Genomic DNA, 21,884 nt, shown 5'->3' with positions numbered 1-21,884 from the left:
ATTATCTCTGGCAACCACTTTATGCAAAGGTAAGAAGACAATGAATGCAATTATGCAATTGCACTCTCAATACGTATTGCTAAAACTGGGGATAGCAAATATTACCCCCTGCATCGATTGGGCAATCAAGCGTCTGCAATTAGATGAGGAAGGCGATGACCTTGAGGTAGTACTGTTAGCTGCAGCAAATGATAGTGAAGAAGCCCTACCCTTAATCGAAATCGTGCTGGAACGTTACATAGGTTTAGCTTCGATAGATTATGAATTTCTAGCTGGAAAGTACATCGCTGGTTTGCATTCGCGATACCTGGCAGGAGAAGAGTCGATACAATCAATTGACGCGATACTTACCAAACTCAGCTACAAGATAGATTATCCATCATGGTTTGTCATGCTTAGTCGAAACTGCGAATACGCGACAGATGTAGAGGATTTTCGAGAACCGTTCGAACAAGAATTTGAATACATTAGCAATTTATGGGATTCAGCTAATTCTAGAAGCGAGTTTGAAGCAAGCTATAGTCGTGAAGTATCAAACAGTCATGATTTTAAATAAGACCGAGAAATCACCTTTCATTTCCTTGCTATTTTTCATCTCAAATTTAAGAGGAAAAATACGCGGTTTTGACATTAGAATCAGGCACAAACGAAACCTTCCCAAGAGAACCGATTGAATGGAAAAATTTTCAGACCAAGTCTGGGCATGGTGGATGCAGGATGAATTCAAAAAAATTCTTTCCCTATGCGAGCTTTGCACTGGATTGAGTTTTTTGGCTTCATCCGCAAACGATCAAAGCGCTACAATTCCATACTGTCCAGCTTGTGAAGTCTGGATTGAAAAAATTCTTCCAGTCAATGACTTCTTAAACGAAATACGTGAGCCATCGTACATTCAGTTACGGCTGTCACTCGAACTCATCTTTCATCGGTGCAACTCTTTAAGTCATGATGCTTTTCATTGTGGTGACTGGAATATTTTTTCCAATACCGAATGGGAACCAGTCAGGGCAGCAGCACGTCAGGCTCTTGATTTAATAGGATGGTCAGAGTTCAAGGACGAGAAAGAACGGTTTGAACTCGATTGCAGGCAGAAACTTTATCCCCATCTGTATAAAACTTGATTATTTACTAAACGTTGAAAATTACAAATGAGCAGAGATATAGACTTTGAAACTACCCCCTACGTTCTGGAGTATTTCCAGCACTTGATGACTGACGAAGAGCGCGAAGCGGTAAACTCATTCACGTTTAACGTTGTAGCATCTGAAAAAACTGAATTAATGATTTTCACACCTGGGCGTAACGAGCCTAGTGAAAGCACAAAAAAACTATATTCGATTGGGAGTGCAAACTTCAGGGATCAAATAAAAGAGCGTTTACTGCTTGAACATCGCGCAGAAATTTACGCAAACGCATGCCCTACACCTAAATACGGCAAATTACCCAAAACACCTAAAGCAAAGCAGTGTCTGTCCTGCTCTCATTCATGGCGTGAAACAATAAGCTGAACCAGATCAGTATGTCCAAAGCAAAGCAATTACACATCAACATCCAGACCTGAACCCCATCTGCTGCCCCACAAACCCATCAAAAGCTTGTAACAGCGGCTGATATTTTGCCTCATCCTGCTCCAGCTGCATGAGCGCATAACAAGCTGCCTCCAGGGTCGACAACTGATCAGGCGCATGGGCTTTGCGGATGCGGTAATGGGATGCAGGCATGTTTTGCAGGCTCAGGCGCGGCAGTTGTTGCAAGACTGGGTTCAGATACAGCATCTTGCGGCTCTTGCGCCAGGTGGCGTCGATAATCACCAGTCTCAAATTCCCCAGGACATGATCCTGCAAGACAAACTCTGGCGCTTCATATTTCAGGTCAGTTGCTTCATTTTGCGTGGTTGCCGGATAAAGCAAGACGGCTTGCTTGCCATCTGCTTGCAACAGGCCAGTCAATAATTGTTCGTCAAATTGCTCAGCCTCGACCATGCGCGAATCTTGCAGGCACAGGTCAAGCAGGCGTGCGCTGCCCTTGGCATTATTCACTTCCAGAGGATGTTGCAATACCAATACCTCTGGCGTATTGGCAATACTGCAAATCCAGCTGCATATGCAGGCACTGGCCGGGCGGAAACAGCGTGGACAGGTTTTTCTTTGGGGCTTGGGTTCTGACATGCCAACATTGTGAAGGATTGTTATTTAAGCGGCAAGCCTGAACTGCACTCAAGCAAGCATGGATAGCTTCGTCTATCATGAACAAATACTTTTGACGCAACATTGACGAAATATTGACGCAACAGCCAGTCTTATGAAACTCCCAACTCTCCTTGCAGCAAGCTTGTTACTGGCTACCAGTGCCTGCGGCGGTGGTGGTGGCTCTACTGCCGCAACCACGACCACTACTGGCACGACTACCACGGGTACAACTACCGGCACGACTACAGGTACAGGATCAAATACTGGTACCACAACGGGAACAGGTACCGGGACAAGTACAGGTACAACGACTGGTACAGGAACTACGACAGGTACCGGTACAACTACGGGTACTGGCACAACGACCGGCACCACCGTCGTTACTCTTGAGAAAAAAGCTGCTGCCCTGGTTGCCAAACTGGGCAAGTCCAGCCGCTTCCTGGTTGGTCTCGGCAGTGCGGACCTGGCAGATATACAAAAGCAAGGCATTACCCCGGATATCTATGATCAGTACCTGGTCGGCGTAGGTGCAGGCTCCTGGCCGACATGGAATAGTCCTTCCGGTGCATATGTGCAAATCGTTGCGCAAAATGCCGACAAGCTGGGTGCTGTTCCCATGTTCACCCTTTATCAAATGGCCAGCAACGGTGACGGCAACCTGAGTGGCTTGACCAATACAACTTTCATGAAGGGCTATTGGGATAATGTGCGTCTGATGTTCCAGCAGATCAAGGCCTACGGTAAGCCAGCCCTGGTGAATTTTGAGCCAGACTTTTGGGGTTACACGCAAAGGATATCGAATAACGCTGACCCTGCGACCGTACCAGCCCAGGTCAACAGCAACCCTGATTGCAGCAACCAGCCCAATAGTGTCGCTGGTATCAGCTTATGCCTGATCCAGATGGCGAGAGCCATTGCACCAAACGCCTACATTGGCTTCCCCCCTGCCCTGTTTGGCGACCTGCATTCAACTGCCATGTCCTACATGCTGAAGCTGGGCGCAGACAAGGCTGACTTTATCGTCATGCAAACACTGGACAGGGATGCCGGTTGCTTTGAAACCGTTCCCCAGGTGTCATACTGCACCCGTGCGGGCACAGGCTGGTACTGGGATGAGTCCAACCTGACCTCACCCAATTTCAAGGAACATTTTGCGCTGGCCAAGACTTACTACCAGGGCTTGCAATTGCCTGTGCTGTGGTGGCAAACCCCGCTGGGAGTGCCATCCACACAACTGGGTGGCTCTGCCGGTAAATGGCGCGACAATAAGGTACGCTATTTCCTGACCCACACATCAGAAATGGTGGCAGTTGGTGGCCTGGGTGCTGTGTTCAGTACCGGTGAAGTGAACCAGACTTCCATCAATACCGACGGTGGACAGTTCAAGCTTTACTCAACAAATTATCTGGCAAAGCCTGCTGCCTTGCCTTAAATGAAGAAGCCAGCTATTGAAATTTTAGCTGGCTTTTTTTCTTAGTTAATTTCCAGTAAGGGAATGTGTTTCTGCTTCTTCCCCTCTGGCATTCTATCCATGGTTTGCCTCGCAATGCTGCTGCGTATTTCTTTCAACCTGCTGGCTTCTCTGTACAGCAAGTTATAACTCTCAAACGGTATCATCTTTCCATCTGGCAGGGCGAAGTGGATGCAGGACTTTTTCAATGCGCGCACGTCGAGTGAATAAGCATCCATGAACTGCACAATCAATACACGAAAGACATTGTCGTACCTGAGATTTTGCGGTGCAGAGATCAATGGCAGACAGCACATCAGTTCTGACAGACAATTAGCCTGTGACTCAGGCGAATGATTGGTAGAGAAGAGTTTGAAAATCTGGTCTTTCATACCCTGCTTTAAATTCTCGTCACGCTCGAAGACGATGGTATTGCCACTACCCTCCACCAAAGACTGTGGATCAAGATAGCGCGTCAGTGGTACGGTTTTTTCTTCCGTCTTCAAAGCATAGGCCATCGCAAGCGTATCTGGATTACAAGGTACGGGCACGATATCCTTGAGACTGAACAGGCTGCATTGCTCAGTGATTTTTCTGCGTATTTCTGATACCGTCAATCTATGCAGGCGCGGGTCATAATTCTGGACACGACCCGCATCCTGTATGGGTTGCAAGGTCACGCCGCGCACGCATTTTTGGGTCAGCCCAAAATTGATGATGTCGCCTATCTCATCGTCATTCAAACCTTTTTTCAGGGTCACGACCAGAGTGGTAGATAGATTAACTGCATTCAGATTTTCCAGTGCCTGCTGACGTATGCGGCGCAAGTCTGCACCACGCAAGGCCTTATGCACTTCTGCCCGGAAAGAATCAAATTGCAGATACACTTCCACACCCGGCGCATAGCTCGCCAGGCGCTCAACAAAGGCCTTGTCCTGCGCCAGCACTATGCCATTGGTATTGATCATGACATGCTTGATGGGGCGAGCTTTGGTAGCATCCAGAATTTCCCAGAATTGTGGATGCAGAGTTGGCTCGCCACCTGACAATTGCATGACGTCTGCCTCGCCTTCATTGGCAACCACGGTATCAAGCATCTTGATAATGTCAGCCAGTGGCTTGTGCTGTTCACGGTGTGTGCCGCTTTCTGCATAGCAGACCGGGCAATTCAAATTACAGTTATCTGTAATCTCAACGATGGATAAACAGGAATGCTGCATATGATCGGGGCACAAGCCACAGTCATAAGGACAGCCATATTCCATTTTGGTATTAAAAATTTGCGGCATTTCTGGATGCTTGACGAATACTTCGCGGCACAGCCTGTAGTATTCAACATCATCACTGACCAGCACGCGCTCAGTACCATGCGCGCTGCACCACTTGTCCATATAAACTTTATCATCCTTGAAAATGATCTTTGCTTCTACAGGGTGCAGGCAGCTGGAACATACCGAACTGGTGGTGTCGTAAAACAGATAAGGGCGGACTTTTCGGGACATATTATTTTTTACCCTTATAGTTAGTAGGATCGGGATATTCTTGTTCTGACTGGCGAACGGCCAAACGAAGTTCTTGTGCTATTGCCTTGGCTTCCTTGATCTGCTCCGAATTCAATGTGGCAGCAAATGCTGAGGCACGTTCTCTGTAATATTTGGGTAAAGGGCTGCGCGAGTTATCCAACAAATAAAGGAATGCTAAAGTTTTTGCATCTGAAAAATATTCATGACCAAACAAGCGCCATTTTCCCTTGGATGAAAACCCAGATTGCCCGCCGCAATGCAGGATAAATCTCGCAAACCAAAGATCAGAAATTTGTTCATTTCTTAAAACATATTTTCCGTCCAGATAGATGTTCTTCAAATCCTGGGCTGGATAATTCCAATTTCGCGAAAACGACGCTGCACATATTTTCTTTGCCGAATTTTCTATCAGCCTTATCCCTTCAGAATAAGAAAGTTCTATATCCCCTTGCTCCAGCTTAATCTGGTAGTCACTTTCGACAGGTGTCCCCTTAAGTAATAGCCATCCATAATAATACTCAGCATCTGGGTGTCCATCATCCGCGGCGCTTTTAATCAGAGCAATTCCCTTTTTTACGTCTTTTGGGAAATACCCAATATTCTTCAAATACTCTATACCAAGCTTGGTTTTGGCAGCAGGGTCATTTGCATTTGCTGCAATCACCAAATTATTATATTCAAGCTCGTACTTTCTCCTGCTTTCTTCTCTTGCAAGTTCCGCTTTCTTTGCAATCTCTTCTTTTTCCTGTGCAGTTAATTCTCTAGGAACGCTGACTGGATTTGTATTATTCCTCGAGCCAGAGCTAGAGCTCGCCATCAGATAATGCACACACCCAGTCCCACCTATCAAACTCAGCGCCACCATCAACATCGCAATACGCGAATTTCTATTAAGGTTCGAGTCCAAATTTTTCTCCTGTATTCAATCTAAGCATCTGACGCACAAGCAAAGGCAAGTAAATCACAAGCGCAATGATGCACAAGATTTGTATGCCACTAAAATAAGAAAAATAATAGTAAGGCACAGGCTTGATGCCATCGACAAGCAAGCGCCAGAACAGATAGCCTGCCAGGTACATTTTGAACATCAGGCCAGACTGGCTTTGCCAAGTCTGCCTGTATCGCAATAAATAGCTACCCCATGCCAGGACAAAAATCATGTCGTAAATCTGGGTGGGATGACGCGCGATACCATCACCAAAATCGACGCCCCATGGCAGACTCGTGGCATTGCCATAGGTGCCGTCATTTAAGCCAGCTAGAAAGCAGCCTATACGGCCTATTACGGTAGCCACCATCAAAGGGAAGACAAAATTATCTCCCGTTGATTGCGGCTGTTTGAGCAAGGCTTTGGCAAATTCCACGCCAAGCAAACCACCCAGCAAACCTCCGACGATGGATTGTCCTGACATCAATAGCTGCAGTTTATCTGACGCTGCCGCCCACATATGCGGGTACTCTATCCAGAATGCAGCTTTGTTCCCTATCGCTGCACCCAATACGCAACCGATAATCACGCCATAATGCCCGGGCGCCAGCAAACCCGCCAGCTGCTTACTTGCGCGCTGGCGGCGATACAGTTGCACACCGATGGCAATCGCCAGCCATTCAAAGATGAAATGCAAGATGTGCGCATCACTTGCTGAAAATACGTAAAGTTTCATTGTGAGGATAGATATAGCCTTGCCAGTGTGGCGCAGCCTGCAAGCCAAAAATCTGGCTTTTCATTATTAAGAGGATATGTTTTGAATTAACTTGTACATCAGCGCACAAACAAGCAAACCAGCTACACCCAGAACAAGAGGAATGAGGCTAAAGGAGATAGCAGCAGTAAATATGCCCATCACACCACAAGCACCAAAGCCTACCAGGGGAATAAAGCAGAGGAGGACAAGAAGGGCACGAAGAATTTTTTTAAAGCTGTCCATGGGCAAGCATTGTTGCATGACTTAATCAAATAACATCATAGCGTAAATACTTAGTCTTACCAGCATTGCCTTGTCAACATCGTCAAGAAATTTAGCCTGGTTCACTTTTATCGGTGTCAGAATTTTTCCTGGAAACGATAAGTTTCCTGAGAAAGAAACCACACACTGCGCTGATACCCAGACCAAGCGCCGTTAAACCTGCAATTGAGAGATTAAATGGTGTTTCGCTCATGAATGCAAGACCTAATATCCCACAGGCACCAAACCCTATCATCAACATCAGACAGAAAAAAATAGCGATGGCGCGGGCAAATATCTGTAGTTTCATGATCACTATTCGAGAATGAGAGAGAATCTTGTTAAAGTCAAAAGTATCGCTACCTGCTGATCAATTTTCGTGTTTCCCCATCCAGATAAACTCTTTGCCAGCGCGAAGTTCTATGGACTAGCGCAACTCTTCAACCAGTCTCAGATTGTCTTCAAAATTCCAGATACGACGTATTTCTATGACGTCATACTGTGCTGCGATATTCGGTGGGAAGGCTGAATATTTTGCATTCAGTCGCACGATACGGCGCACTGCCTCATCAATGTCAGCACGACCACTGGAGCGCACTATCGTAATATCTTCAACACTGCCATCACTACGGATGGAAACAACCACGACCGGGTCACCGCGTGCCCTGTCCTTGGCAAGCTGTGAATAATTCAGGCTACCATTGCGTTCTATTTTTTGCTTCCAGCTATCGATGTAAAGACGCAAAGGTACGTCTTTGTCCTGGCTGCCAAACAGGCTGCGGCGACGTGGTTTATCTTCAGCATCGCTACGTATAACTGGTGGTGTACCACGTAATACGTCAAGGCCACGGGCTTGCTCCCTGGCTTTGCTGGCCAGGTCACTACCCAGTACATTCTTGGGCAAGGTAAATGGGTCGGACTTATTACCCTGACCAGCACCATTGCCGGGGGTATTGGTGCCTGCGTTATTTTGCTGGCCTGAGCTCTGACCTGTGCTTAGTCCGGGGCTGACGCCAGCGTTGCTGCCCGGATTATTGGCGGCAAGCTGGGCTGCTGCGGCAGCAGCTTTTGCCGCTGCTGCGGCTTGTGCCTGAGCTGCGGCCTGGGCTTGCGCGGCCGCTTGAGCTTGAGCCTGTGCACGTTGTTCTGCCGCGACTTGTTCTGCACGCTGGCGTGCCGCTTGTTCATCAGCTTTTTGTCTGGCTGCCAGCTCTTCAGATTTTTGCTTCGCCAATAATTCTTCGTTCTTTTGCTTGGCGACTAATTCTTCTTGCTGCTTTTGGCGGACAGCAGCTTGCTGGCGTTGTTCATCCTGCTTGCGCTTTTCTGCCTCAAGGGCGATTTGCTGTTCTTTTGCTTGCTGTTCTTTTATCTGCTGTTCTTTTACCTGCTGCGCCAATTGCTGTGCGCGTTGTTTTTCTTCTTCCTGGCGTTTGCTATCGTCCTGGCGTTTTTGTTCAGCCAGCTTCACTTCTTCAGCCTGCGCCGCTTCACGCTGGGCGCGACGGTTTTGTTCTTCTGCTTCCAATTGTTTTTGCAGGGCTAGTGCGGCCGCCTGCTTGCGACTGGCTTCGTCAGCATCCTTGCGATTTTCTTCATCAAGCTGTTTGCTCATTTGCCTGACCTCGGCCTTGCCGTCTGTGGCCGCTTGTTGTGCCAGGTCTTCGGCTTGCTTGCGCATCAGCTCTTCACGCTTTTTGCGTTTTTGCTCTTTCTCGCGGGCTTTGGCAGCCAATTCTTGCGGCGTTTCCTGGTCTACCCCGTCTTGCGTAACATTGTCATATTGCTTCTTGGGATCAGGCTCGGCATCGGCTTTTTTGGGTATATCGTCAGGATTGGGGACTGCCATGGCAAAACTGTCATCACGCTGTATATCCTGAGTGATCACCCTCGCCACATCGGGTGCCTGTACTTTGCGCTGCTGTGCCGCAGGTGGTGTAGTATCGATTTTGGCTTTGCGCGCTGCGCGTGGCTTGGCAGTGGGCTTGCTTTGTACCGGCGTTGGGACGGGTGCCGCCTTTTGCGGAGCAACCAGGCGTATGCCTGCTATGGCAGCTTTGCTTTCTGTTTTGTCAGCGGCAGCAACTAGCGGGACACTGCTTGCGCTTACAGGGCTGGGCTTGGGTGTAACTTCCTTGCTTGACTGAAGCGGTGGCGTGGCAGTGGAAGTGGGAGCTACGGCAACAGGTTTTTCGCTCGTCGCTGCGGCACTGGCAGGCGCAGGCACATCTGCACTATTGTTTGGTGTTGAATTGGCAATCTGTATGCTGATTTGTGGCGACTCTGCCCTGCGCTTGGCCCATGGCGCCTCCAGCCCCGGCATGCCGAGTCCAGGCAAGCCAAACTGCAGGGAAAGGATAAATGCATGCACTGCGATAGAGATGAGCAAACCGCCTGTCAGGCGCTGCTTGATCTCTTTGGGCATCGTAGTTTCAGTTTGGTCTGGATACAGATTCATGCAACAGGTTTAATCAATTCCTCAGGTTTTGCAATAGCGTATGGCAATGACGCCTTGCAAACATTATCGCATGGCCAAAATGCGAAACGTACTTTACCATCTGTATGCATCAAAAAAGTGCTTCAGCATCATAAATTCATCACCTAAACTTGCTGGATAATCAAAAAGGAGCTGTAAATGAAACCATCCCTACGCATCTGTACTGTCACAGCCTTGTTCATTTTGTCAGGCCTGAGCGCTCCTGTCATGGCAGAAGTTGTGAGCGTCAGCAGCAATGGCTTCCAGGTCCGCCATGAAGTGCAACTGAATATCCCGCCTGAAGAAGCGTATGAATTGCTGGTGAACGTAGGTAGCTGGTGGAATGCTTCACATACTTATACTCACAACACAAAAAACTTGAGCATTGATGCACGTCCGGGTGGCTGTTTTTGCGAAAAATACCCAAATGGCGGTGGCGTGCAGCATATGAGTGTGGTCCATGCTGCACCGGGCAAAGCCTTGCGCATGGCAGGCGCACTTGGCCCCTTGCAGGCACATGGCTTGTCTGGCAGCATGAGCTGGGACTTTATTCCACAAAAGCCGGCAGGCAATAGTCCAACTTTAAGCAAGCTGGTGCTTACTTATAGTGTGGGAGGCTATATGCTGGGTGGTTTTGAAAAGTTTGCGCCCATGGTGGACAATATGCTGAGCGAGCAAATCACCCGCTACAAGAACCTCGCGAATACCGGCAAGGTGGACTGAGACGCCGTTTTCGCTCTGAAGCACAGACAATATTATCAGCATGACTATGCTGATTTCGTCGCGCACCTGCCAAATTTGTGTCAAGACAAAAATAGCCATTTTGTCTAAGCTGATGCCAATATCATCACGATTAATTCTACATTCAGGCTGTCCCGCAAACCGGGCAGCCTGATTTGGCAAACTTTCTCCACATCGGCAAAAAAACATGAAAAAAATCTCGGTCATTGACTCACACACTGGTGGTGAACCTACGCGCATTATTGTTGATGGCGGCCCGGACTTAGGCGCGGGAGATCTCGCTACGCGCTTGCAGATATTTCGTGACAAATTTGATCATTATCGCTCAGCTACAGTATGTGAGCCGCGCGGCTCTGATGTCATCGTAGGTGCACTGGCTTGCACCCCGCATGACCCATCCTGCACCGCTGGTGTGATTTTTTTCAATAATGTTGGCTACCTTGGCATGTGCGGCCACGGCATGATAGGTTTCATCGTCACCCTCGCTTATCAGGGCAAGATCACCGCAGGCAAGCACAAGATAGAAACCCCGGTAGGCATAGTCGAAGCAGAACTGCATGCCGATAACACAGTGACGGTGCACAATGTACCGGCTTATCGCTATCGCCAGGCAGTGCAAATCGATGTCGCAGGACATGGCCAGGTGACTGGCGATATCGCCTGGGGCGGTAACTGGTTCTTTTTGATCAACCAGCATGGACAAGACTTGCGCCTGTCGAATGTCGATCAATTGACAGACTTTAGCTGGCGCGTCAGGAAAGCACTGGAAGCCCAGGGCATCACCGGTGAAAACGGCGCACTGATAGACCATGTAGAATTATTTGGTGCACCGATGTCCGCCGACAATCATAGCCAGAACTTTGTGCTGTGCCCCGGCAAAGCCTATGACAGATCGCCCTGCGGCACTGGCACCAGCGCCAAACTGGCCTGTCTTGCTGCAGATGGCAAGCTGGCAGAAGGCCAGGTCTGGCGTCAGGAAAGTATATTGGGTAGCGTCTTTGAAGCCAGTTATCGCTATACAGAAGATGGCAAACTCTTGCCCAGCTTGCGTGGCAGCGCCTTCGTGAATGCAGAAGCGCAGTTATTGCTGGATGAGCGCGACCCCTTTGTCTGGGGCATACGCTAAATGGATTTGCCGCTTGATGCTCAATGAGCACTCAAGCGGCAAAGTCAATAATCACTTACTCAAGCTAAGAGTCAGCTTCAAAAATTAGCGTAAGAAGCGTCCGTCTTTCGATACCACGGTCAGCTCTGCATAATCAGAACCCTGGTGATTGTTTTTGCTGAAGTTAACGATAAAGCCATCAAAGTCAGTACGGCCCATGCCTTCGAGTGCTGTGATGATGCGATCGCTATTGACATCCTTGCCTGCACGTTTGATCGCTTCTACCAGCACCTTGGCATCCAGAAAACCTTCTATGCCCAGATAAGAATATTCCTTGACACCCATCTTGCTCATGACCTTCTGGTATTCACGCACCAGCGTGGTCGTGGCAGAGTAAGGGAAAGGCAAGACCTGGGAAATGATCACGCCCACACCGTCCTTGCCCAATGCCGTAATGCCCGCCTGCGATGCCAGTACCGACAGGGCAAAATATTGCATGCCCTTGACCTTTTTATTGAAGGCCTGGATAAAGTCACTCGATGGCTTGCCAGCAGTAATCAGGATGATGGTCTGCACATCGGCCGCTTCCATGGCGCTGACTGCCTTGTCGAGATCAGAAGAGTCGCTGTTGATGCTGACGGTCGCTGTCAGCTTCAACTGATGTTTGGTGATCGCCTGTTCTATGCCCGCCAGGCCTTCCTTGCCAAAGGCATTATTCTGTACCACCACACCTATCTTCTTGATGCCGCGTACATTCAGGTGATCAATGATTTTTTCTGTCTCTGTCGTGTAACCGGCACGGATATTGAAGATGCGGCGGTTGAATGGCTTGCGCACCACGTCAGCACCTGTCACCGGGGCAAAACTCAGGATATTGGCCTCTTCCAGCACTGGTAACAAGGCGGTATTGGCTGGTGTGCCCAGCATGCCAAACAGGGCGACGGCTTTTTCTTTTTCTATGAGTTCTTTTGCATTGGCAAGTGACTTCTTGGCGTCATAAGCATCATCCAGGGTAATCAGACGTATCTTGCGGCCATTCACGCCGCCTTGAGAATTGACGTAATCAAAATAGGCCTTGGCACCGGTGGAATGGGCAACCCCCAGTTCAGCCAGGATACCTGTCAGTGCAGTGGATTGACCAATCACGATGTCATTCGCATCAGCATGGGCGCTGACACTGCAGCACAGTATCAAATTGACGAGCAAAAGCCTGACCATCGCTTTACAGCGATTTAATTTTAAAAACATATTGTCTCCAGTTTTTCTTATCCCCCTGTACAAGATGCCAGGAAGTGTTTTGGTTTTCTGCGCCCGGGGTTCATTTCCTCAAGGCACTGTGCAGAGAATAAAACACATTTTTGTTAAAGATTGTCATCCGGATGACTATTGCCAAAATGAAATATTTTGGCTTTCTCTGGTTTTCATTTGCGCAGCATGACGTCGCGGTACTCGCTAGGCGTCATCCCTACTGTCGCCTTAAAGATACGGGAAAAGGCACTATGGTCCTGATAGCCACAGGCAACGGCAATATCCGTGATGCTCAATTTTGACTCTGCCAATAGCGAAGAAGCCGCATCCAGGCGTATCTTGACCATCATCTGTCTGGGTGTCAGTGAAAATATCTTGTGGAAATTACGCTCCAGTTGCGCCACAGACAGACCAGTCAGTTTGACGAGATCAGCCATGGCGATGGTCTGGGTATAATTTTGATGCAGGTGTTTGACGGCTGTGGCTATCTTGGCATACACAGGATGGCGCTGGTCTGGCATGGCCAGGTCGCGTGAAATACCGGTCATACCTATGATTTGATGGCGTGTATCCCGCAAAGGGATTTTTTGCGTCAGGCACCAGCCGGGTGAGCGGTTGGGATACAGATGCAGTTCAAGCTGATCATGAATTTCTTTCTTGCCACTCAGCACCAGCGCGTCCTGCGCCGCATAACTGGCGGCCAGCGAAACTGGAAAAAGCTCTTCTGCCTTCTTGCCCAGCAGAGCCTCCTTGTCGCGACCACCGCAGCGCCTGACCAGGGTGTGATTGACGACCAGGTAACGACCTTCGCTATCCTTGACGAAGAAAACAATGTCCGGCATGGCATCGAACAGGCTTTCAGAAAAAAACACATTCGCCATCTGGCTGGCCATTAGCTGGCGTTTTTCCTGAGCAGGAAAAGTGGATGATGGTAAAGGCAATTGATCAACTCCAAGGGCAAAGATAGTTCCGAAATATTTTTATTGCAATTAAAATAATTTATAAATATATTTAAATTATATTAATAATGCCTAGCTTAACTTAAAATCCGGTTTAAAATCTACACCTATGCTGATTTCTGCGCAAATCACCAGCAAATACGGACAGTCCATGGCAAAATCGAGTAAAGGAATATATTGCCACAGGTCAAAAAACAGCCTTAATAATACAAAAACACGTAGAATTTGAAGAGTACGGCTTTTTACAAGGTAAAATTCGTACACGAATAGGTAAAATCCATACAAAATACAGAACATGGATATCTGATGCTTGCTACTCCTGAAAAAATACTGACTTTCCCTCCCAAGCTGCGTGCAGCTGACGTTGCTTACGACGCCATAGAAAGCATGATAGTCACGCTGCAGTTAAAACCCGGCTCACCTGTAGTCGAGTCTGAACTGGTAGAAAGAACCGGCCTTGGTCGCACTCCGCTGCGCGAAGCCCTGATGCGGATGTCCTCGAATGGCCTGATACAACAGATGCCCAGGCGCGGCCTGATCATCAGCGACATCGAAGCTGCTGAACACATGACGCTGATAGAAACCCGCCGCGTCATAGAACGCCTGATCGCCGCCAGCGCCGCCCGCCGCGCCACGCCACAACACCGCAAAGACATCATAGAATGCGCCGACAAAATGCTGGTCGCCGCCAAACGCAATGACCTCAACGACTACATGGCAGCCGACCAGGCTTTGGACCATGTCGTCCACGAAGCCTGCCGCAACCCATCTGCCGTAGCAGCCGTCATCCCCCTCATCATCAAATGCCGCCGCTTCTGGTACGCCTTCCAGCACGAAGGCGACATAGAAGAAGGCGCCCGCTGCCATATGCTGGTGGCCAAGGCGATTGCCAAAGGCAACGAAGAACAGTCAGCCAAGGCGGCTGACGGTCTCATGGATTACCTGGAGTCGTTTGCGCGTAAGGTGATTGGGTAGGTTTGGCATCTTGGGGGTTAGAAACTCCCGTTGACTACAAATCCAACAAATATGCCCAAGGTCTAAGTGACGTCGAGGCTGCTTTTGACGTTGGGGTTGCTTTTGACGTTGGGGTTGCTTTTGACGTTGGGGTTGCTTTTGACGTTGGGGTTGCTTTTGACGTTGGGGTTGCTTTTGACCTTCAGCAGTTCCCATGCGTAGACGCCGTTTGTGCAGTACAGAAAATGGATTAAGAAGGACCGCTGTTTGAGCGTAGCGAGTTTCGGGCCTTCCCATTTTTTGTACTGCACAAACGGGAACCCCGTAGGGGCGGCTACGCCTGGGTCGCCTTTTTGGCCCACCTTTTTTGGCGAGACAAAAAGGTGGGTAGCCGCCGGTCTACCACCGGCCGGCAATCTTAAAATACGTGTGCAGGCACTTAAAAATCAGATACACAAAAAATTGAATCTGAAATTAGTTTACCTGCCAATGTGCCATGAACGTCGCTGGAGCGCCAGCCCGGTGGATTCCTGCTAGAAGCACGCAGGAATGACGTTACGAAGATTGCCCCTGAAATTGCATCCCAACGGTAGCAAACTGCACGATTAAAGAATGCCACAAAACCCACTCAATTGTGCCCAATTCTTTAGCAGCTAAGAGTATAATCTTGCCCCTATGGCATTCCACCCTTTTATTTCCAAACCCAACACCGAAGCAATCGCCCTGTCGACTGTCGTGTATGGGGTGCTGTATTTCGTGTTTATTGCGGTGCTCAAAGCATCCATGGCACCTCCAACTCTGGTGAATACAGATACTGGCTTATGGGGAAACCAGCTATTCATGGCAATCTTTGGTCTTGCTCAATATGTGGTGCCAGGTTTGCTGGTGGGATATCTGGCAGAGAAATCGCCAATGATGCATGGGTATTTGCTGGGCATAGCAACGACAGCACTGGTGTACTGCTATGCCAGTTTCGCCTATAGCGATAACCCTGCCCAGTTGCCAAATACTTATACCGTCTTGTACACCTGCTTTGTCGCTGGTGTCTGGTGTTCACTCGGTGCGGTCATTGCCGACCATCTCAGGACCAAAGATCCTGAGCCTGAACAATAAGAACGATATCAAGACCAGTCAGGTCTGCGTTTTTCCAGAAAAGCCTGTACACCTTCTTGCGCCGACGCATCCAGCATATTGCAGGCCATGGTTTGTCCGGCCAGTTGATACGCCGCGTCCACACCCATTTCCAGCTGTTTATAGAATAATTGCTTGCCCATGCTGATCGCCACAGCAGGTTTGGCGATGATGCTGGCCGCCAGTTCTGCGACACAGGTATCGAGTTGTTCGAGGCTGACGACACGATTGATCAAGCCACGCTGCATGGCGGTATGAGCATCAATGAAGTCACCCGTCAGCAGCATTTCCATGGCTTGCTTGCGCGAGATATTGCGCGACAAGGCGACCGCAGGCGTGGAGCAAAACAGGCCTACGTTGACGCCTGACACTGCAAAGCTGGCATTATCACTGGCAACAGCCAGATCGCACATGGCCACCAACTGGCAACCGGCTGCAGTGGTCAAGCCTTGCACACGGGCGATGACAGGCTGAGGCAGCTTCTGGATAGCCAGCATGAGCTTGCTGCATTGCTGGAACAGGCTCTTGTAATAGGCTTCCGAAGCATTTGCCTGCATTTGTTTCAGGTCATGGCCAGCACAAAATGCCTTGCCAGCAGCAGCCAGCACAACGACCCGCACACTATCATCAAGCGCGATGGCCTTGAACTCAGCCTGCAAGGCAGCCAGCATTTCTTCTGACAAAGGGTTGAAGCGTTCGCCACGATTCAGTGTCAGTGTGGTGACACCTGCTGCATCGCTGCGCAATACAAACGGTGCTTCTGCTGCGACACTCATTCTGCGTCTTCCGCTTCTGGCTCCATGCCAGTCTGTACACTCTTGCCCTGCCCCAGCAAGACTGGCGGCACATAGGTTGCCAGCAAATGCTCGCGGCTGGCCGGGGTTTCCAGGCTGACGCGTCCCAAGGCACCGCTGCGGTAATCGAGCAACAGGGTGTGAGAGGCTTTTTCATAATCCCAGTCACCACCTTTGAGCTTGTAGCCACGTTTTTTGGCTACGCCTTCAATAACGGAGACTGCATCGATGCCTTCGACTGGAAAGCCATAGCGCGCTGTGATGAACTTTGGATAATGAATCAGCAATTGCTCAGCCAGGAAGGTTGCGATTTCTTCCTCGATCAGCGCGTTCACGCCGACAGCATGGCTGGCTGCCAGCATCAGGCCGTCAGTAGGATGTTCTATCTTGGGCCAGAGCATGCCGGGTGTATCGGTCAAGATCATGTTCTTGCCGAGGTACAGGCGCTGCTGGGTCTTGGTCACAGCCGGTTCATCACCGACATTGGCGACACGTTTTTTGAGCAAGGCATTCATCAAGGTCGATTTACCGACATTGGGTATGCCCATGATCATCATGCGCAAAGGCTTGGTCGGCACGCCGCGATGTGGTGCCAGCTTCAGGGCAAGGCCCGGCACTTTGGCAACATCAGATGGCTTTTTGCAGCTCAGGGCGACAGCGAACACGCCTTTTTGGGCATTATAAAAATCCAGCCAGGCCTTGGTGGCATTGGGGTCGGCCAGATCAGCCTTGTTCAAGATCTTCAAACAAGGACGTTGGCGGAAGGTGCGCAGCGACTCAACCATGGGGTTGCAAGAGGCTTGAGGAATGCGGGCATCCTGCACTTCTATCACCAGATCGGTGTTTTCCATGGTTTCCGCCGCCTTCTTGCGGGCGGCGTTCATGTGGCCGGGGAACCATTGTATGGACATGCTTATTCTTCTTTTTAGCAAAAACAAAGCGATATTGTACGGAACTCTGCCCTGCTTGCGCCGGATTTTGCCTTATTCGTCTTAAAACAAGGTAATTTGCGGGCTATTTCTTGCTATCTGATGGTCTATTTTGCAAACTTATCTGCTTGAAAGCATGGCCCACTTGATACCTTGCTTGCTACTTAGTCATCATCAAGGTTTTGGATGACATTATTTCTTTGGCGTTTGCCCTGCCTGCTTTTCTTCCAGCTTTTTCACTCCTGCTGCCAGATAGTCTGTTAAATCATTCGGCACGGTTAATGACAGCTGGTAATGCCTGATTTCAAAACCTTTGGCGGTTTGCTCTATCACACCGGTCGCCTGACAGATACCCATCTGGGTTTGTAATTGCTCATCAAACCAGATGAATTTACGGTCTTCTGACATGCTGATATGGCGGTTAAACGACTTGAAGGCCCAGGCAGACGGGCGTTCGAAAAAGCGTTTGGCCCAGGCTTTGAATTCATCCCTGGTCCAGCGTTCAGTCTTGTCAGTGCCTATGTAGACGCCGTCTTTTGCCATTTTGTCGAAGTATTGCAGCCTCGCATGGGCAGCATCGTCATGCCATTCATCGATGAACTGGGCGACTTTGGCGGTGAGGCTTGCAGTGTCGTCTGCCGCATGAACCAGAGTCGTTTGCATCGCCAGTAGAGCCAATAGTGTGGCCAGTGCTTTTTTCATATTCATGTCCTGTGATGAAGGTCAGTTCTGCTGGTCCAGGTACTCTGCGCGGGTGATGCGATAAATCAGGCTGGCAGCTTCACCCGGCACATCGTCAACTTTGGAATAAAGCTGCATGCCAATTTTTTCCAGGGTGCGGCGCGAGGGAAGGTTGGCAGGTCTGACCAGGCCATACACTGCGTCTTCTGCCAGCGCGACAAAGGCGGCATGCAAGGCAGCCCTGGCCATTTCCGTCGCATAACCCTTGCCCCAGGTATGGGCAGCAAAGCGGAAATACATGTTCAAGCCACTGAAGTCACCAATCTGCTTGTGCATGATGCCACCGAAGCCCAGCACCTGATGTGGTTCGTCTATAGTGCAAACGGTCCAGTAACCGACAGGCTGGCGATCCCAGGCACCTGCCCAGTCATCCAGCAAGAGTTGGGTGGCCTCTCGCGATCTGGGGCCGCTGGGATTATGGATATTGGTGGCGGGATCGCCATGAATAATGGCGGCAGCGTCGATGTCGCTACGCTCCAGCTTGCGCAACAAGAGACGCTCCGTCTTCAAGGGGCTGAGACTACTGTAAGCTATCATGCGTCAGTCCAGATCAGCCAGAACTTTGAGGTGAGCCACCACACTCCTTGCCAGCGCAGACAGGTTATACCCGCCTTCGAGGCAACTGACGATGCGCTTATTGGAAAACTCCTCAGCTATCTGCATGATTTCTTTGGTGATCCAGGCATAGTCGGCTTCGACCAGACCCATCTGTCCCATATCATCTTCACGATGGGCATCAAAACCGGCAGAGATGAAGATCATTTCTGGTTCAAATTTGCGCAAGGCCGGTAACCACTGCTCGGTAATCAACTGGCGCACAACGTCACCATAGCTGTGTGCAGGCACAGGGATATTCACCATATTGCTGGCCGGATGCTCAGTACCGGTATAGGGATAATAAGGGTGCTGGAAAAAACTGACCATGAGTACCCGCTCATCATTGCGAAAGGCTTCTTCGGTACCGTTGCCGTGGTGAACATCAAAATCGACGATGGCAATGCGCCGCAAACCGCGCACTTCCAGCGCATGTTTGGCGGCCACGGCGACGTTATTGAACATGCAAAAGCCCATGGCTTCGCTGGGTGTCGCATGGTGACCAGGCGGGCGTACGGAGCAAAAGGCATTTTCCACTTCACCATTGAGTACCGCATCGGTCGCGGCAACTGCCGCACCTGCGGCACGCAAAGAGGCGCGCCAGGTATAGGCATTCAGTGAAGTATCGGCATCCAGCGGGAAATGGCTGTATTCCGACTTTTCCGAAGGACAGTTCTCTCTTATCCGGTAAATCGCATCGGCAGTATGGACACGCGCCAGATGCGCTTCAGTGGCTTGTGGCGCCTCGCGGTAATCAAGCAAGGTGCTGATACGGCTGGCGATCAATTGATCATCAATAGCTTGCAGGCGGTCTGGTGATTCAGGATGCCATGATCCCATTTCATGGCGTTTGCAGTCAGCATGGGTGTAGTACGCAGTTGTCATGTCTCTGTGCCAGAACTGTCACAAAACTGGCCAGTCACGTTCATGCCAGCCCGGGGTTTGTGAGAATTGTTCCGTTTATCTTATCTGTGTTCTTATCAGTTTCACCCTATTTGCCTGATTTTGCAAATCCGTTTATCTGAAACTTTTCACCATGGGCAACAGTTTTTGACAATTCCGTTTACACTATCCGTACAGAAATTTGACAATTCACGGGCAAATGCGCTTAAGTATGACGCCAGGCCCAGCGGATTTCAGGCAAGCACAACCATTCATCAATAGGGGAAAACATGTTTTCCAAAGTACATAAAGTCGCCAAACAGGTCAACAATGTCATCATAGGCAAGGAGCTACAAATCCGGCAGGCCCTGGTTTGTTTGCTGGCAGGCGGCCATCTGTTGATAGAAGATTTGCCAGGGGTAGGCAAGACTACCCTCGCGCATGCGCTGGCAACGTCTCTTGGCCTGAAATTCAACCGCCTGCAGTTCACCAGTGACTTATTGCCTGCTGACGTCGTTGGCATTTCGATTTTTGACAGGGAAAAGTCGCAATTCGTGTTCCACCCTGGCCCCGTCTTTGCCCAGGTACTACTGGCAGATGAAATCAACCGCGCCACGCCAAAAACACAATCATCCTTGCTGGAAGCGATGGAAGAAAAGCAGGTCTCGGTAGAGGGTCAAACCCGCAATCTGCCCAAACCTTTCTTTGTCATTGCCACACAAAATCCAGCCCATCAGGTGGGTACTTTTGCCTTGCCTGAATCGCAACTTGACCGTTTCCTGATGTGCCTTTCACTGGGCTATCCTGATGCCGCGGCGGAGCGTGCGCTCTTGCTGGGGGAAGACAGGCGTAGCCTGCTGGCGCAACTGCCTGCCGTTATGCAGGCAGAAGAATTGATGGAAGCCCAGCAGGAATTAAAAAAAATCCATACATCACCCGCACTGATCGACTATGTGCAATCACTGGCCCATGCCACACGTCAGGGTGATTTGTTTGCCGAAGGCATGAGTCCGCGTGCCTCTATCGCGCTCTTGCAGGCCGCACGTGCGTGGGCTGCAATGGAGGGTCGTGATCATGTCTTGCCAGAAGACGTACAGGCAGTCCTGATCCCGGTCATTGCTCACAGGCTGCGTCCATTAAAATCCATGACAGGCAAAGTCAGTGCCAGTAGTGAATTACTGGCGCAACTGATGAAGCGTGTCAGTGTCTGATCTTGCCTGCAAAAAAATACAATATTTAACGGCATGTTCACATCGATTAAACAAAAGCTGCGCAAGATCGTTTTTCTGGAACATAAACCAGAAAGCGGCGAAGTCTTTCTGAGCCAGCGAAGGGTATTCACCCTGCCCAGCAAACCTGGCCTGGTATTTGTGGTCCTGTTATTGCTGATGTTTTTGGGGGCGACCAACTACAGCCTCAATCTTGGTTTTGGCCTGACTTATGTGCTGGGAGGCGTGGCCATGGTCAATGTGTTTTATGCCTTTCGCAATCTGGCCTATCTCCATTTATTGGCCGGACCAGCCAGGGCCGTTTTTGCCGGTGAAGAAACCGAGTTCACGGTCTACCTGATCAACCGGCGCATGCACCCGCGTTACGCCATCAGTGTAGGTTTTGCCGACAAGGGTCATCCAGAAAAATTTGTCGATATCGGTGCTGACAGCCGGGTTGCAGTACAACTCAGCTATCCCACGATCAGCCGAGGATTACAGGCCATTCCCAGGATACGCTTGCAGACCAGTTATCCACTGGGTTTACTGCGCGCCTGGAGTACCTGGCTGGCGGACTCCCATGCGCTGGTCTACCCCCAGCCAGAAACCAATGCGCCACCTTTGCCAATGTCAGGTCAGGGTAAAAAAACCGAGGTGCAGGGACACGCCGGTGATGAAGATTTTGCCGGCGTGCGCGCCTATCAGGCAGGAGACTCCATGAAACATCTGGCATGGAAGCAGATTGCCAAAGTCGATACTGCGCTTGGAGGTCAATTGGTGACCAAGCAATTTGCCGGTGGTTCTGGTAGTGATGTCATGCTCGATTTTTCTGCGCTGCCAGGCAACATGGATACAGAGTTAAAACTTTCACGTATGACCAGTTGGGTACTGGAAGCAGACCAGCGCGATCTGATGTTTGGCTTCCGTCTGGGTCACACTACATATCCACCAGCAAATGGGCCCGAGCATTGCAATGCCTGCCTGCGTGCATTAGCGCTTTACGACAGGTGAGCA

The 21,884-nt window shown here is 49.9% G+C and carries 24 protein-coding genes; 10 read left to right on the top strand and 14 right to left on the bottom strand.

The window, feature by feature from the left end:
• The first annotated feature begins 40 nt into the window (after window positions 1-40).
• The 3 genes from DFR42_RS21135 (at window position 41) to DFR42_RS21125 (ending at window position 1,508) form a co-directional block, all read left to right on the top strand.
• Complete coding sequence (locus tag DFR42_RS21135; RefSeq protein ID WP_110257025.1) at window positions 41-556, top strand: hypothetical protein; 516 nt, start codon at window positions 41-43, stop codon at window positions 554-556.
• 118 nt (window positions 557-674) lie between these two features.
• A complete protein-coding gene (locus DFR42_RS21130; protein ID WP_110257024.1) occupies window positions 675-1,121 on the top strand; it encodes a hypothetical protein in 447 nt (148 codons plus the stop codon).
• A gap of 27 nt (window positions 1,122-1,148) precedes the next feature.
• Complete coding sequence (locus tag DFR42_RS21125; protein WP_110257023.1) at window positions 1,149-1,508, top strand: hypothetical protein; 360 nt, start codon at window positions 1,149-1,151, stop codon at window positions 1,506-1,508.
• A gap of 36 nt (window positions 1,509-1,544) precedes the next feature.
• Here DFR42_RS21125 and DFR42_RS21120 read toward each other — a convergent pair whose 3' ends face one another.
• Window positions 1,545-2,168, bottom strand: a complete 624-nt coding sequence (locus DFR42_RS21120) for a tRNA-uridine aminocarboxypropyltransferase (RefSeq protein ID WP_110257022.1) — start codon at window positions 2,166-2,168, stop codon at window positions 1,545-1,547.
• Window positions 2,169-2,301: 133 nt separating this feature from the next.
• On the opposite strand from DFR42_RS21120, the gene DFR42_RS21110 reads away from it, so the two are divergent.
• A complete protein-coding gene (locus DFR42_RS21110) occupies window positions 2,302-3,621 on the top strand; it encodes a hypothetical protein (protein ID WP_245937038.1) in 1,320 nt (439 codons plus the stop codon).
• 41 nt (window positions 3,622-3,662) lie between these two features.
• Here DFR42_RS21110 and DFR42_RS21105 read toward each other — a convergent pair whose 3' ends face one another.
• The 6 genes from DFR42_RS21105 to DFR42_RS21085 all read right to left on the bottom strand — a co-directional run bounded on the left by DFR42_RS21105 (window position 3,663) and on the right by DFR42_RS21085 (window position 9,533).
• The gene (locus DFR42_RS21105; protein ID WP_110257021.1) at window positions 3,663-5,141 is read right to left on the bottom strand and encodes a radical SAM protein; all 1,479 of its coding nucleotides are present in this window, start codon (window positions 5,139-5,141) and stop codon (window positions 3,663-3,665) included.
• A gap of 1 nt (window position 5,142) precedes the next feature.
• Complete coding sequence (locus tag DFR42_RS21100) at window positions 5,143-6,069, bottom strand: tetratricopeptide repeat protein (protein WP_146218935.1); 927 nt, start codon at window positions 6,067-6,069, stop codon at window positions 5,143-5,145.
• Entirely contained in the window at window positions 6,053-6,826 is a 774-nt protein-coding gene (locus DFR42_RS21095) for a prolipoprotein diacylglyceryl transferase (protein ID WP_110257019.1), read from the bottom strand. Before DFR42_RS21095 ends, DFR42_RS21100 begins: the two co-directional genes overlap by 17 nt.
• Window positions 6,827-6,892: 66 nt before the next feature.
• A complete protein-coding gene (locus DFR42_RS21090; RefSeq protein ID WP_146218934.1) occupies window positions 6,893-7,090 on the bottom strand; it encodes a hypothetical protein in 198 nt (65 codons plus the stop codon).
• Window positions 7,091-7,181: 91 nt separating this feature from the next.
• The gene (locus DFR42_RS29030; RefSeq protein WP_146218933.1) at window positions 7,182-7,418 is read right to left on the bottom strand and encodes a hypothetical protein; all 237 of its coding nucleotides are present in this window, start codon (window positions 7,416-7,418) and stop codon (window positions 7,182-7,184) included.
• Between the two features lie 117 nt (window positions 7,419-7,535).
• Entirely contained in the window at window positions 7,536-9,533 is a 1,998-nt protein-coding gene (locus DFR42_RS21085) for a TonB family protein (protein ID WP_146218932.1), read from the bottom strand.
• Between the two features lie 210 nt (window positions 9,534-9,743).
• On the opposite strand from DFR42_RS21085, the gene DFR42_RS21080 reads away from it, so the two are divergent.
• Window positions 9,744-10,307, top strand: coding sequence for an SRPBCC family protein (locus DFR42_RS21080; protein WP_211324377.1), 564 nt, complete (start codon window positions 9,744-9,746; stop codon window positions 10,305-10,307).
• Window positions 10,308-10,512: 205 nt separating this feature from the next.
• On the top strand, window positions 10,513-11,451 hold the full coding sequence (locus DFR42_RS21075) for a 4-hydroxyproline epimerase (protein ID WP_110257016.1): 939 nt from the start codon (window positions 10,513-10,515) through the stop codon (window positions 11,449-11,451).
• An 84-nt stretch (window positions 11,452-11,535) separates the two neighbouring features.
• On the opposite strand, the gene DFR42_RS21070 is transcribed toward DFR42_RS21075, so the two are convergent.
• Together DFR42_RS21070 and DFR42_RS21065 are read right to left on the bottom strand one after the other, a co-directional pair.
• Entirely contained in the window at window positions 11,536-12,678 is a 1,143-nt protein-coding gene (locus DFR42_RS21070; RefSeq protein WP_110257015.1) for an ABC transporter substrate-binding protein, read from the bottom strand.
• Between the two features lie 173 nt (window positions 12,679-12,851).
• Window positions 12,852-13,619 carry an AraC family transcriptional regulator gene (locus DFR42_RS21065; protein ID WP_245937037.1) on the bottom strand — a complete coding sequence of 256 codons (768 nt, stop codon included), beginning with the start codon at window positions 13,617-13,619 and terminating at the stop codon, window positions 12,852-12,854.
• A 324-nt stretch (window positions 13,620-13,943) separates the two neighbouring features.
• On the opposite strand from DFR42_RS21065, the gene DFR42_RS21055 reads away from it, so the two are divergent.
• Together DFR42_RS21055 and DFR42_RS21045 are read left to right on the top strand one after the other, a co-directional pair.
• Complete coding sequence (locus DFR42_RS21055) at window positions 13,944-14,612, top strand: GntR family transcriptional regulator (protein WP_110257012.1); 669 nt, start codon at window positions 13,944-13,946, stop codon at window positions 14,610-14,612.
• A gap of 654 nt (window positions 14,613-15,266) precedes the next feature.
• Window positions 15,267-15,704 (top strand): hypothetical protein, encoded by a 438-nt coding sequence (locus tag DFR42_RS21045; protein WP_110257010.1) that lies wholly within the window; start codon window positions 15,267-15,269, stop codon window positions 15,702-15,704.
• Between the two features lie 8 nt (window positions 15,705-15,712).
• Here DFR42_RS21045 and DFR42_RS21040 read toward each other — a convergent pair whose 3' ends face one another.
• From DFR42_RS21040 to DFR42_RS21020, 5 genes are all read right to left on the bottom strand, one after another.
• On the bottom strand, window positions 15,713-16,498 hold the full coding sequence (locus DFR42_RS21040) for an enoyl-CoA hydratase (RefSeq protein WP_110257009.1): 786 nt from the start codon (window positions 16,496-16,498) through the stop codon (window positions 15,713-15,715).
• Entirely contained in the window at window positions 16,495-17,427 is a 933-nt protein-coding gene (ylqF, locus tag DFR42_RS21035) for a ribosome biogenesis GTPase YlqF (RefSeq protein ID WP_110257008.1), read from the bottom strand. The genes DFR42_RS21040 and ylqF overlap by 4 nt, the downstream gene beginning before the upstream one ends.
• Window positions 17,428-17,637: 210 nt before the next feature.
• On the bottom strand, window positions 17,638-18,147 hold the full coding sequence (locus tag DFR42_RS21030; RefSeq protein WP_245937036.1) for a nuclear transport factor 2 family protein: 510 nt from the start codon (window positions 18,145-18,147) through the stop codon (window positions 17,638-17,640).
• A gap of 21 nt (window positions 18,148-18,168) precedes the next feature.
• The gene (locus tag DFR42_RS21025) at window positions 18,169-18,723 is read right to left on the bottom strand and encodes a GNAT family N-acetyltransferase (RefSeq protein ID WP_110257007.1); all 555 of its coding nucleotides are present in this window, start codon (window positions 18,721-18,723) and stop codon (window positions 18,169-18,171) included.
• A gap of 3 nt (window positions 18,724-18,726) precedes the next feature.
• The gene (locus DFR42_RS21020; RefSeq protein WP_110257006.1) at window positions 18,727-19,665 is read right to left on the bottom strand and encodes a histone deacetylase family protein; all 939 of its coding nucleotides are present in this window, start codon (window positions 19,663-19,665) and stop codon (window positions 18,727-18,729) included.
• 287 nt (window positions 19,666-19,952) lie between these two features.
• On the opposite strand from DFR42_RS21020, the gene DFR42_RS21015 reads away from it, so the two are divergent.
• Window positions 19,953-20,873 carry an AAA family ATPase gene (locus DFR42_RS21015; protein WP_110257005.1) on the top strand — a complete coding sequence of 307 codons (921 nt, stop codon included), beginning with the start codon at window positions 19,953-19,955 and terminating at the stop codon, window positions 20,871-20,873.
• Window positions 20,874-20,906: 33 nt separating this feature from the next.
• Complete coding sequence (locus DFR42_RS21010; protein WP_110257004.1) at window positions 20,907-21,881, top strand: DUF58 domain-containing protein; 975 nt, start codon at window positions 20,907-20,909, stop codon at window positions 21,879-21,881.
• Window positions 21,882-21,884 lie beyond the last annotated feature (3 nt).

The organism is Undibacterium pigrum, from assembly GCF_003201815.1.
In the GTDB taxonomy this organism is placed as follows: Bacteria; Pseudomonadota; Gammaproteobacteria; order Burkholderiales; family Burkholderiaceae_D; genus Undibacterium; species Undibacterium pigrum.
The sequence above is the reverse complement of the archived record's forward strand: the minus strand, read 5'-3'. Positions and strand labels throughout refer to the sequence as shown.